The 11674-nt window shown below is 72.6% G+C and carries 11 protein-coding genes; 4 read left to right on the forward strand and 7 right to left on the reverse strand.

Annotated features, from left to right (window positions below):
* Window positions 1-2 precede the first annotated feature (2 nt).
* Window positions 3-1043 carry a hypothetical protein gene (locus tag ACH01S_RS13950; RefSeq protein ID WP_067890542.1) on the forward strand — a complete coding sequence of 347 codons (1041 nt, stop codon included), beginning with the start codon at window positions 3-5 and terminating at the stop codon, window positions 1041-1043.
* A 106-nt stretch (window positions 1044-1149) separates the two neighbouring features.
* On the opposite strand, the gene ACH01S_RS13955 is transcribed toward ACH01S_RS13950, so the two are convergent.
* From ACH01S_RS13955 to ACH01S_RS13980, 6 genes are all read right to left on the reverse strand, one after another.
* Entirely contained in the window at window positions 1150-2688 is a 1539-nt protein-coding gene (locus tag ACH01S_RS13955) for a phospholipid carrier-dependent glycosyltransferase (protein ID WP_067890547.1), read from the reverse strand.
* A gap of 349 nt (window positions 2689-3037) precedes the next feature.
* Complete coding sequence (locus ACH01S_RS13960) at window positions 3038-3826, reverse strand: SAM-dependent methyltransferase (protein ID WP_067890549.1); 789 nt, start codon at window positions 3824-3826, stop codon at window positions 3038-3040.
* Between the two features lie 116 nt (window positions 3827-3942).
* Window positions 3943-4311 carry a VOC family protein gene (locus ACH01S_RS13965; protein WP_067890552.1) on the reverse strand — a complete coding sequence of 123 codons (369 nt, stop codon included), beginning with the start codon at window positions 4309-4311 and terminating at the stop codon, window positions 3943-3945.
* A gap of 51 nt (window positions 4312-4362) precedes the next feature.
* A complete protein-coding gene (locus ACH01S_RS13970) occupies window positions 4363-4638 on the reverse strand; it encodes a hypothetical protein (RefSeq protein ID WP_067890555.1) in 276 nt (91 codons plus the stop codon).
* Window positions 4635-5588: a sigma-70 family RNA polymerase sigma factor gene (locus tag ACH01S_RS45225; protein ID WP_083980659.1), complete on the reverse strand. Its 954-nt coding sequence runs from the start codon at window positions 5586-5588 to the stop codon at window positions 4635-4637. The genes ACH01S_RS13970 and ACH01S_RS45225 overlap by 4 nt, the downstream gene beginning before the upstream one ends.
* Window positions 5585-7165 carry a sodium:solute symporter family protein gene (locus ACH01S_RS13980; RefSeq protein WP_246236783.1) on the reverse strand — a complete coding sequence of 527 codons (1581 nt, stop codon included), beginning with the start codon at window positions 7163-7165 and terminating at the stop codon, window positions 5585-5587. The genes ACH01S_RS45225 and ACH01S_RS13980 overlap by 4 nt, the downstream gene beginning before the upstream one ends.
* Window positions 7166-7302: 137 nt before the next feature.
* On the opposite strand from ACH01S_RS13980, the gene ACH01S_RS13985 reads away from it, so the two are divergent.
* From ACH01S_RS13985 to ACH01S_RS42155, 3 genes are all read left to right on the forward strand, one after another.
* Window positions 7303-7557, forward strand: coding sequence for a DUF3311 domain-containing protein (locus ACH01S_RS13985; protein ID WP_067890561.1), 255 nt, complete (start codon window positions 7303-7305; stop codon window positions 7555-7557).
* Between the two features lie 152 nt (window positions 7558-7709).
* Window positions 7710-9860 (forward strand): carbon starvation CstA family protein, encoded by a 2151-nt coding sequence (locus ACH01S_RS13990; RefSeq protein ID WP_281289220.1) that lies wholly within the window; start codon window positions 7710-7712, stop codon window positions 9858-9860.
* Window positions 9857-10048, forward strand: coding sequence for a CstA-like transporter-associated (seleno)protein (locus ACH01S_RS42155; RefSeq protein ID WP_083980660.1), 192 nt, complete (start codon window positions 9857-9859; stop codon window positions 10046-10048). The genes ACH01S_RS13990 and ACH01S_RS42155 overlap by 4 nt, the downstream gene beginning before the upstream one ends.
* Before the next feature lie 140 nt (window positions 10049-10188).
* Here the strand turns inward: ACH01S_RS42155 and corA are convergent, their stop codons facing one another.
* Window positions 10189-11346 carry a magnesium/cobalt transporter CorA gene (gene corA, locus ACH01S_RS13995; RefSeq protein ID WP_067890569.1) on the reverse strand — a complete coding sequence of 386 codons (1158 nt, stop codon included), beginning with the start codon at window positions 11344-11346 and terminating at the stop codon, window positions 10189-10191.
* Window positions 11347-11674: the final 328 nt, after the last annotated feature.

An 11674-nucleotide genomic window follows, 5' to 3' on the forward strand; every position in this document is an offset into this window, starting at 1 on the left:
CCATGCCGTACACGATGCAGGACCTGGTCGAGGTCATGGAGGACGAGAGCGCGCGCGGGACGCCGCCCGCCGACCTCCTGGACGGCGTCCGCCGCCGGGTCAGGCGGGGCGACCGCCGCCGCGCCGCCGTGGGCGTGCTCGGGGTGGCGCTGGCGGCGACCGCGTTCGCGGTGGTCGCGCGGCCGGACGGCACCGGCCCGCCGCCGCCCGGGGACGAGCGGCGGGCGCTCGCGGCGGCGATGCCCGGCACGCCGAACGAGTCCTTCCGCGACGGCCCCCCGGTCGAGGGGCTCCGGCCGCTGAAGGAGGTTCGGTTCAGCCAGTTCGGACGAATGGCACGCGTCACGTTCACCCCGACCGAACCGTTCACCATGTACACGGCGCAGTGCGCGGGAGGCAGGGCGTTCTCCACGACGCGCGGGACGCTCGGGAGCGGCGGCTGCGGTTCGACGTCGTATCTCGCCACCACCCCGGGAGTCCCCGTCACCATTCAGATGACCGTCCTCCCCGCCGCGGCGGAACAGCGGCTCAGCCACACCCTTGTCGGCGCGAACGCCGTATCCGTCCTTTACCGCTACCTCAATTCGCACCCGCCGACGCCGGGGAACTGGAGCGTCCGGATCTACACCGGGAAATGCAATTCGACCTGCGAGAGGATGGCGCGGCTTTCGACCGCCCGGCGGCAGCCGCCGGTGGAGGGGCTGAGGCGGCTGGCCCGGGTGGAGGGAACGGCCGACGGGCGCGTCCGCCCGGTCCGGCTGAAGGGGTCGGACACCTCGCTCCGCATGCGCGTGACCTGCCTGGACGGCGCGGCCACCGCCGTCGTCCAGTACGGGGAGCGCGCTCGCGTCATCGCCTGCGAGGCGGCCGAGTCGGAGGGCGTCGTCCGGGACGTCCGGATCGAGGCGGACACGAGGCTCATGATCGCGGTCCTCCCGGCGGAGGCGAAGAAGGTGCGGGCCACGGATGGCGCGGCGCTCAGGGAAATGATGAAAGGCGTCCGGCCCGCCGGGAAATGGACGCTTGAGGTGTACGCCCGCTGAATCTCCGGGTCACGCGTCATCAGCCGGGCCCCGACGAGATGGACCGGGGCCCGGCCAGCTCGGGCGGGCCCGACGAGATCGGGGCGGGGCGGGGCCCGGTGAGAGCTCAGGTGAGCTGCCGGTCGCGGCTGTCGGCGTCCTCGACCTCCGTCTCGGCCTCGCCGGAGTCCCGCTTCCCGGCGCGGAGGGCGGACAGCGCGAGCCCGACCGCCAGGCAGGCGAACGGCATGGCCGGGACCACGTACCGGTAGTCGAAGTCGGCGCTGGCGATGGGGAACACCAGGAGCGTCGACCCCGCGCCCCAGGCCAGGAGGACCTCCCTGCGCCGCCGCCGCGCCGCGGCCAGCCCCAGGAGGCCGAGCGCGAACACGCCGCCGAGCGCCGGCCCCGGCAGGTGGTACCGCTCCTGGTAGTCCCTCATCCTGTCCGCGTAAGGCTGGACGACCTGGCTCGGCTCGTCGGTGTCGCCGTAGGACATGGCGTCCGACAGGACCGTCCCGCCGCGCCGCCAGCTCCGTCCGCCGGGGAAGATCTGCGTGCTCTCCGGGAAGTGGTACAGCGACTCGGTGCTCGCGGTCGGACGCGGGTGGCGGTGCGGGCTGAACGCCAGGCGGAGGTCGTGCCCCACCGTGCCGAGGTAGGCGCGGGGCTGGGCGAGGATCGCGCGGATCGCGAAGTCGCGCAGCGTCGCGTTGGACTCCGGTGAGACGACGTTGTCGAGACGCTGCCGGGGCGGGATGTCGGCGCGCCAGATCAGGTGACCCGGCGGATCGTGTTCGGCCTTGATCTTGGCGTCGAGGCAGAGGTCCCGCTCGTCCGCCGGGGGGTGCATCTTCGCGCAGTTCGCGAAGCCCGCCGTCCGTCCCCACAGGTAGAGGCCGTCGGCGGTGGTGAGGCTGTAGGTGCCGCGCACGGAATGGAACCACATCGCGTAGGCGGCCAGCGGGATCGCGGCGGCCGCGCCGAACGCCAGCGCGGGGCGCCAGTCCGGCCGCGCCTTGGGCAGCAGCCGGGGGAACAGCCGGGCGCGGCGCCTGCGCAGCAGCAGGACGAGCACGATCAGCGGGATCAGCGGCGCCCCCGCCGACCGGACGAGCACCGCCGCGCCGAGCAGCAACCCCGCGGGGAGCGCGAGCCACCAGACCGCCGGGCCCGGACGGTCGTCCCCGCTCCGCCACAGCAGCAGTGTCAGCCCGGCGGCGATGAGGAACGTGAACAGGGCCTCCGACATCAGCAGGTGCTCAAGCTCCACCTGGTACGCGTCGAACAGGACCGGCAGCGTGACGACGGTCGCCGCCCATCCGGGCAGCCGCGCCCGGACCAGCACCGCGTACAGCATCACCGCGACCGCCAGCCCCATGAGGTGCTGCACCACCATGACGGCGGTCAGGCTGTGCAGCGGCTCCAGCAGGCGCAGCAGGAAGGAGTAGCCGATCGTCTTGCTCGGCGACGGCTCCGGACGCATCGCGTAGCCGAGGTAGAAGTAGGAGTCGCCCGTGAACCACAGGCCGTGCGGGTACGCGCGGATGGCCGTCCAGCGCAGCAGCCCGCCGCCGAGCAGGGCCAGCAGGAACGGCGCGTGCCGGAGGAGGGGGACGAGACGTCGCCCGAATGCGGGGAAGGCCGCGATCAGCCCAGGGGGCACGCTTCCTCCGACCTAATCGTTCTCGACAACAGAAACGATCAAGCTATGCGACCCCCGTGGCCGAACGGTGAACACGAGGTTGCGCACATAAGGGCCAACAGCCACCAAACCCGTCCGGCGCGGCGCGTGTCCACCGGAGACGGCGGCTGTCGGCAGGGGCAGCGGGTCTCGGCAGGAGCGGCGGGTGTCGGCGAGGGCAGCGGGTCTCAGCAGAGGCAACGGGTCTCAGCAGGGGCAACGGGTCTCGGCGGGAGCGGCGAGTGTCGGCGGAGGCGGCGGGGGTTCGCGGAGACAGCAGGTGTTCGCGGAGACAGCAGGTGTTCGCGGAGACGGCGGGTGTCGGCGGGGGTCAGGGTTTGCGGGCCAGGCCGCCTGAGCAGGAGACGCGGGGCGCGTCCTCGTGGCCCGGGTCGGGGCGCCAGTCCGTCACCGGCACGACGCCCGGGTCGACGAGGTCGAGCCCGTCGAAGAAGCGGGCGATCTGCTCGGGGCTGCGGGGGTTGTACGGGGCCGCGCCGCTGCCCGCGTTGTAGGCGCTGATCGCCCGCGTGTAGGCGGGGTCGGCGGTCGTGCCGTCGTAAAGGGCCAGGTAGCTCCCGGACGGCAGCGCCTCCATGAGCCGCGCCACGATCGAGCGCGCCTCGTCGAAATCGCCGACCAGGCCCATGATGCCCATCAACATGAGTGCGACCGGCCGGTCGAGGTCGAGCGTCCGGGCCGCCTCGGCGAGGATGGCGCCGGGGTCGTGGACGTCCGCCTCGATGTAGTCGGTGACCCCCTCGGGCGTGCTGGTCAGCAGCGCCCTGGCATGCGTCAGGACGAGCGGGTCGTTGTCCACGTAGACGATCCGGGAATGCGGTACCAGGCGCTGGGCGATCTCGTGGGTGTTGTCCATGGTGGGGAGGCCGGTGCCGATGTCCAGGAACTGCTCCACGCCCGCCTCGCCCGCCAGGTACCGCACCACCCTGCGCAGCATCTGCCGGGACTGCTGGGCCATGTCGACCATCCCCGGGAAGACGGCGATGACCTGCTCCCCCGCCCGCCGGTCGACCGGGAAGTTGTCGGTGCCTCCCAGCAGGAAGTTCCAGACCCGCGCCGAATGCGGGACGGTGGTGTCGATCTTGCCCGTCGGGTCCATGGTGATCGTCCCCCCGGAAGCGCGAGGCCCTTACCAGAAGGGCTACCCACACTCCGCCCATCCGTTCACGGGAAGCGCCGCCGGAGTGCGGGATCGGGACGTCCTTTGCCCCGCCGTCAACTTCGGCCGGTGTCGATGACGCAGAACCGGTTTCCGTCAGGGTCGGCGAGGACGATGAAGTCCGGGTCGTCCGGATAGAGGTCCCAGTCGACACGCTCCGCGCCGAGGGAGACCAGGCGTTCGACCTCGGCGGCCTGCTCGGCCGCGCTGTCCGTGTACAGGTCGAGGTGCACGCGCGGATGCTCCTGGACGGGTGACTCGCTCAGGCCCAGCGCCACCTGGACGCCGTTCCCGTCCGGGGACAGCAGGACGGTCCAGCGGTCGTCGGCGTCGTCGCGGGGGACGTAGCCGAGGGCCCGCGTCCAGAAGGCCGCCGCGCGGCGGACGTCCGATACGCCGAGTACGACAGATCCGATAGTCAGCACGGACGACAGTGAACCAGGACCGTCCGACAGCCGGGATGTCGCCCGGTCCGCTCAGGACGGTCCGATCGGCGGCGCCGGGCGCGGGGTGGCCGACTCCTCGACGCTGAAGATGACATGCGGGCGGTTGTGCGCGTGGTTGAGCGCCCACAGGCCGATCGCGTCGGCGGCGGTGAAGATCACGGCGATCAGGATGTAGAGGATGAGCCGCCGTCGCCGTTCCCTGCGGCGCCACTCGCGCCGGACGCGCGGGTAGGCGTCCGGGTCGGGCGTGACGCCGCCGGCGAGGGCGTCCAGCGCGTCGCGCAGGCGGTCCTCGGTGTCGTTCATCGTCGCTCCCGCAGGATCTTGGTGAGCGCGGCCATTCCCCGCGAGGTGTGCGCCTTGACCGCCCCGGCGGAGATGCCCATCGCGTCGGCGATGTCGCTCTCGCGGAGCCCGAGCCAGTAGCGCAGGACGAGCGCCTCGCGCTGCCGCGCCGACAGCCTCCGCAGCCCCTCGATCAGCGCCCGCTGGTCGTCGTGCAGCAGCGCGACGCTCTCCGCGGACGCCTCCGTCTCGGCGGACCAGTCGGTGTGCTTCCGGACGACCTGCAGGTGCCGGAGCCGCATGCGGGTCAGGTTGCACACCACCGACCGGAGGTAGGGCAGCGCGGCCTCGGCGGTGCGCAGCCGGTTCCAGCGGCGGTGGAGCTGGCAGAACGCCTCGGCGACGATGTCCTCCGCGTCGTCGGCCCCGAGCAGCACCGCGAGACGGAGCAGCCCCGCGTAGTGCGCACCGAACAACCGAGTAACAGCAGTCTCCCGGTCAACATCCCGCAGATCCTCCGCTGAAGACGCAGGGCCGCCCTCCTCCCCCGGAGCCGCCTGGCCCCCCTCCCCGACCAGCGACTCACCGACGGCCACCTCCGCCCGGGACTCGCCGACTGCCGCCTCCACCGGGGACTCGCGGACGCCCGCCTCCGCCCGGGACACAGGGACGCCCGCCTCTTCCGGGGTCTCCCGGACGGCCGCCTCCGCCCGGGACTCGCCGACTGCCGCCTGCACCGGAGACTCACGCGCTGCCGCCTCCGCCCGGGGCACGGGGACGGCCACCTCCGCCTGGGGCTCGCGGACGCCCGCCTCCGCCGGGGACTCGCCGACTGCCGCCTGCACCGGGGACTCGCGGGCTGCCGCCTCCGCCCGGGGCGCGGGGACGGCCGCCTCCGCCTGGGACTCGCGGATGGCCGTCTTGCGGGAGGTGAAGGGCCGGACGGAGACGCCCGGTCGGAGGGCGCTCATGCGATCGTCTCCGTTCTGCCGCCGAGGGGCGGCGGGACCGGCGGGACCGTCCGCGGCCGGGGCCCGGCGCCGCGCGGCACGCCGAGCCGGTCGAGGACGGGGGTGAGCGCCGCGACCACCAGCAGGTTCGCCGCGAGCGCGATGAGCGCGGTGTAGGCGCTGACCTCCCAGCCGCCGACGCCGATCGGCGCGACCGAGGAGAACCCGCTCCGGACGACGAGGACCGTGCCGGCGACCATGCCCGCGGCCCATCCGGTCAGCAGCGCGCGGGGGTGGAGGCGGCGGCTGTAGAGCCCGATAGCGACGGCGGGGAACGTCTGCAGGATCCACACCCCGCCGAGCAGTTGCAGGTTGATGGCGTCCTGGTCGCGCAGGCCGAAGACGAAGACGATCGCGCCGACCTTCGCCACCAGCGAGACCAGGCGCGCGATCCGCATCTGGTGAAGCGGCGTGGACGTCGGATGGAAGTAGGGGGCGTAGATGTTGCGGACGAACAGCGTCGCGACCGCGATCGACATGATCGCGGCGGGCACGAGCGCGCCGACCGCGAGGGCGCCGAACACGAGCCCGGTGAGCGCCGCCGGCATCAGCTCCCTGACCAGCAGCGGGACGGCGGCCTCGGCGGCGCCCGGCGGGGCCCGCACCCCGGCGGCGAGCGCGCCGACCCCGAGCAGCGCGAACAGGCCGAGCACGCCCGTCCAGGCGGGGAGGCCGATGGACGCGCGGCGCAGCGTGTCGGGGCCCCTCGCGGCGAACGCGGCGGTCAGCACGTGCGGGTACATCAGCAGCGCCATCGCCGAGCCGAGCGCGAGCGAGGCGTAGACGGTGAACATGCCCGGGCCGAGGGTCAGCGAGGCGCCCGGCGCGCCGTGCGCGGCGAGCGCGCGTTCCGCGCCGTCGAACATCGGCCCCGGGCCGCCGAGCTGGTGCAGGACGACGGCGGTCACGGCGAGCACCGAGGCGAAGATCGCCGTGCCCTTGGCCAGCGAGATGATCGCGGGGGCGCGCAGCCCGTGCCGGTAGGTCGCGAGGGCCAGGAAGGCGAAGACGCCGACCAGCGCGAGGTCGCCCGCGGCGCCGCGCGGGTAGAGGCCGCCCGCGGCGAGCACCGCGCGGATGCCGAGGAGCTGGAGCGCGATGTAGGGCATGGTGGCCAGCACGCCGGTGATCGCCACCACCAGCGCCAGCCCGGGCGAGCCGTGGCGGTCGCGGACGTAGTCGGCCACCGTGATGTGCCCGCCGCGGCGCGCCTCCCGCCACAGCTTGGGCAGCAGGACGAACGCCAGCGGATAGACGATGACCGTGTAGGGCAGGGCGAAGAAGCCGAGCGAGCCCGTCCCGTAGACGAGGCCCGGGAGGGCGGCGAAGGTGTAGGCGGTATAGATGGTGCCGCCGAGCAGGAACCAGACGGTGGCCGTGCCGAACCGGCGGTCGGCGAGCGCCCAGCCCTCGAGCGTCGGCAGCTCGGGCCCCGGCCGGAACCAGCGCGCGGCGAACGCCAGCAGCGAGGTGCAGCCGAGCACCGCGACGAACGTCGCCGCGCCCATCGGCTCGATCATCGGGTCACCGCCAGTCATCGCCTGATCTCACTAATGTTGCGCGGATCACGGCATCGGTTGACAGCGGATTCCCACGAATCTCGGCCGATGTCCGTGTAAACCGTTTCGGCGGCGCTCGCAACTCTGCTCCGATGACACTCCCCACGGAGGCCCCGATGAGCGAGCCGAGCCCCGCGCCGAACGCCCCGCCCCGCCCCGTGCGACCAGCGCGGCCGGTGCGGCGGTGGGCGGCGGCGGCGTGCTTGGCGGCGCCGGTGGTGGCGCTGCTGGGCGTGCCCTGGTACGCGGGCACGGACGTCCATCTCGCGGGCGTGCGGCTCTTCTACTGGTACCAGTTCGCCTGGGTCCCGGGGAGCGTCGTCTTCATGGTGGCCGCCTATCTGCTGCGCGGAGGCCGCGACCATGAGTGACCCGTGACGGGCGCGTAGCGTCTCCGCCTCTTCTCCTCCGTCCCGAAGGACATCGGGTCACGCAGTTCAGCACCGGGCGCGCTTCCGCGCTGCCCTCATCCCGGAACTCAGGAGGTTCCCCCATGCCCGGACCAGGCACCCTCGCCTCACGGGTGACCACCAGATCGGTGCTCGTCTGGGGCGCCGTCTCGCTCGCGGGAGCCGTCGCGTGGGGCGTGCTGGCCCTGTCGCGCGGCGAGCGGATCTCCGCGATCTGGCTGGTCGTGGCCGCGCTCGGCTCGTACGCCATCGCCTACCGCTTCTACTCGCGGTTCATCGCCCGCCGGGTCCTCGGGGTGGACGACGGCCGCGCCACCCCCGCCGAGCGGCTCGACGACGGGGTGGACTTCCAGCCCACCGACCGGCGCGTCCTGCTCGGCCACCACTTCGCCGCCATCGCGGGCGCGGGCCCGCTGGTCGGCCCGGTGCTCGCCGCGCAGATGGGCTACCTGCCGGGCACCATCTGGATCATCGTCGGGGTGATCTTCGCGGGAGCCGTCCAGGACATGGTCGTCCTGTTCCTGTCCATGCGCCGGGACGGCAAGAGCCTCGGCCAGATGGTGCGGGACGAGATCGGCGTGGTCGGCGGCGTCGCCGCGCTCGTCGCGGTGTTCGCCATCATGGTCATCCTGCTGGCGGTGCTGGCGCTCGTGGTCGTGAACGCGCTGGCCAAGTCGCCGTGGGGGACGTTCTCCATCGCGATGACGATCCCGATCGCCCTGTTCATGGGCTTCTACCTGCGGACGATCCGGCCCGGACGCGTCATGGAGACGACCGTCATCGGCGTGTCGCTGATGCTGCTCGCGATCGTCGGCGGCGGCTGGGTGCAGGAGTCCGCGCTCGCCGGGGCGTTCACGCTCAGCCCGGAGACGCTCGTCATCTGCCTGGTCGTGTACGGGTTCCTGGCGTCGGTGCTGCCGGTGTGGATGCTGCTGACCCCCCGCGACTACCTGTCCACCTTCATGAAGGTCGGGACGATCGGGCTGCTCGCGGTCGGGGTCCTCGTCGTCGCGCCGACGATGGAGACCGAGGCGGTCACGAAGTTCGCGGGCAGCGGCGACGGCCCGGTGTTCGCCGGGTCGCTGTTCCCGTTCGTGTTCATCACGATCGCCTGCGGGGCGCTGTCGGGGTTCCACGCGCTGATCTCGTCCGGGACGACGCCGAAGCTGATCCAGAAGGAGTCGCAGGTCCGGCTGATCGGATACGGCGCGATGCTGATGGAGTCGTTCGTGGCGATCATGGCGCTGATCGCGGCGTGCGTCCTCGACCCCGGGCTGTACTACGCGATGAACGCCCCGGCCGGGCTGCTCGGCGCCACGCCGGACAGCGCCGCCGCCGCGGTCACCCACCTCGGCTTCACCATCACGCCGGACGACCTGCGGAGCGCGGCGTCCGCCGTCGACGAGAACAGCGTGGTCGCCCGCACCGGCGGCGCGCCGACGCTCGCGCTCGGCATGTCGGAGATCCTGTCCGGCGTCATCGGCGGGTCGGCGCTCAAGGCGTTCTGGTACCACTTCGCGATCATGTTCGAGGCGCTGTTCATCCTGACCACGGTGGACGCCGGGACCCGCGTCGGACGGTTCATGCTGCAGGACGCCCTCGGCAACGTCTGGAAGCCGATCGGCCGGGTGAGCTGGAAGCCGGGGCTGTGGGCCACCAGCGCGGTCGTCGTCCTGGCCTGGGGCTACTTCCTGTACGTCGGCGTCACCGACCCGCTCGGCGGGATCAACCAGCTCTTCCCGCTGTTCGGCATCGCCAACCAGCTGCTCGCCGCGATCGCGCTGACCCTCGCCACCACGCTGCTCATCAAGAGCGGGCGGCTGCGGTGGGCGTGGGTCACCGGCGTCCCGCTCGCCTGGGACGCCGCCGTGACGCTGACCGCGAGCTGGCAGAAGGTCTTCGCCGACGACCCGAAGATCGGCTTCTTCGCGCAGCGGGACAAGTTCTCCGCCGCGATCGATGCGGGCAAGGTGCTGCCGCCCGCGAAGAACCTCGACGACATGCACACGATCGTCCTGAACTCCACGGTGGACGGGGTGCTCGCCGCGTTCTTCGCGATCCTGGTGCTGCTGGTGATCGGCAACGGTGCCGTCGTGTCGTGGCGGGCGATCCGGGCCCGGAGCCCGCTGCCGACCGCCGAGGCGCCGTATACGCCGTCCACGATCGTCGCGCCCGCCGGGCTGTTCACCACACCCGCCGAGCGCCGCGAACTCGCCGCGGCGGGCGCCGGGACGAGCGAGGACGCGGAGCCGCTCGCGTCATGACCGGAACACCGTCCGAGCGGCTACGGCGCGTCGTCCGGTTCGTCCGCTGGTACCTGCGCGAGATCACCGGGGACGCCGCTTACGAGCGGCACGTCGCACGACACCCCGGCCACGCGCCCACCCGCCGGGAATACGAACGCCGCCGAGCCGCCCGACGAGACCACAATCCCGAAGGCCGCTGCTGCTGACCCCAGCACAAGCGACCACCCACCCCACCCCGCCCCCGCACCGCACGATCCAGCACCGCACGATCCGGCAGCGCGATCCAGGGCTGTGCGGTCCGGCAGTGCGGGCTTCGCGCTGGTGGGGCGGGGTGGGTGGGGTGGGGTTAGAGCCAGTCGCGGCGTTTGAAGATCAAGTAGAGGGTGAGGCAGGTCCCGAGCATGAGGGTGAGGGCGACGGGGTAGCCCGCGGTCCAGTGCAGTTCGGGCATGTGGTCGAAGTTCATCCCGTAGACGGTCCCGATCAGCGTGGGGGCGAACAGGATGGCCGCCCAGGCGGAGATCTTCTTGATCTCCTCGTTCTGGGCGTAGCTGGCCTCGGTGAGGTTCTTCATCTCCTCGTTCTGCGCCTGGGACACCAGGGTCGCGTTGACGGTGAGGATGTCGGTCAGCATCTGCCGGAACCCGGTCACCCGCTCCACGACGGTCGTGGCGTGGTCGGCGACGTCCCGCAGGTAGCGGCGCAGCTCCTCGTCCGTGCCGTACTTGTCGAACCCGGCGATGAGGCGGTCGAGCATGGAGAGCAGCGGGATCGTCGCGCGCTGGAACTCGATCACCTCGCGGGACAGCTCGTAGATGCGGCGGGACACCTTCGGGTCGCCGCCGAAGACCTCCGTCTCGATCTCGTCGATGTCGTTCTGCAGCCCGGCGACGACGGGGGCATACCCGTCCACGACGGCGTCGAGGATCGCGTAGAGGATCGCCTCGGTACCGCGTTTGAGCAGGTCCGGGTCGTCCTCCAGGCGGCGGCGCACGATCGCGAGGTCGGGTGCCTCGCTGTGCCGGACGGTCAGCACGAAGTCGGGCCCGAGGAACACGTGCAGTTCGCCGAAGTCGACCTCCTCGGTCTCGTCCAGGTAGCGGGCGGAGCGCAGCACCACGAACAGGGTGTCGCCGTAGCGCTCCAGCTTGGGGCGCTGGTGGGCGACGATGGCGTCCTCCAGGGCCAGCTCGTGCAGCCCGAACTCCTCCGAGAGCGCGAGCAGCTGCGCTTCGACCGGGCGGTACAGGCCGATCCAGGCGAGGCCGCCGGTGGTGGCGCGGAGCCGCGTGATGGTGTCGGCCAGCGTCGCGGGCGAGTCGACGCGCCGTCCGCCGCGGTAGAGGGCGTTGTCGATGACGCGGTTGTCCATCGCGGAGTCGGCGATGCGGGACCGCGGGTCCATCGACTCCTCCGGCGCGACGAGCTCGTCGGCGGCGGGCCCGCGGCCCGGCCCCTGCGCGCGTTTGAGCGGACGCAGCGGACGCAGCCTGCGCTCGGCCATCCCTCCCACCTCCACGGTTCGGATCGGGGACGCTTGTGCCCATGATGTCCGGTGACCACCCCCGGCCCGGTGACCGCCCCAGCCGTGACCGCCCCCGGCCCGGTGACCACCCCGGCACGGTCGTCGCTCCGGACCGGTTGCCGACACGGCCCGGTGACCACCCCAGCCCGGCCGCAGCCCCAGCACGGCCCGCAGCCCCCGGACCGGTTGCCGACACGGCCCGGTCACCGCCCCAGCACGGTCCTCGGCCCGGCACGCCCGTCGGCACGGCCCGGTCACCGCCCCAGCACGGTCCTCGGCCCGGCACGCCCGTCGGCACGGCCCGGTC

The sequence above is a fragment of the Actinomadura chibensis NBRC 106107 genome (assembly GCF_001552135.1).
GTDB lineage: Bacteria > Actinomycetota > Actinomycetes > Streptosporangiales > Streptosporangiaceae > Spirillospora > Spirillospora chibensis.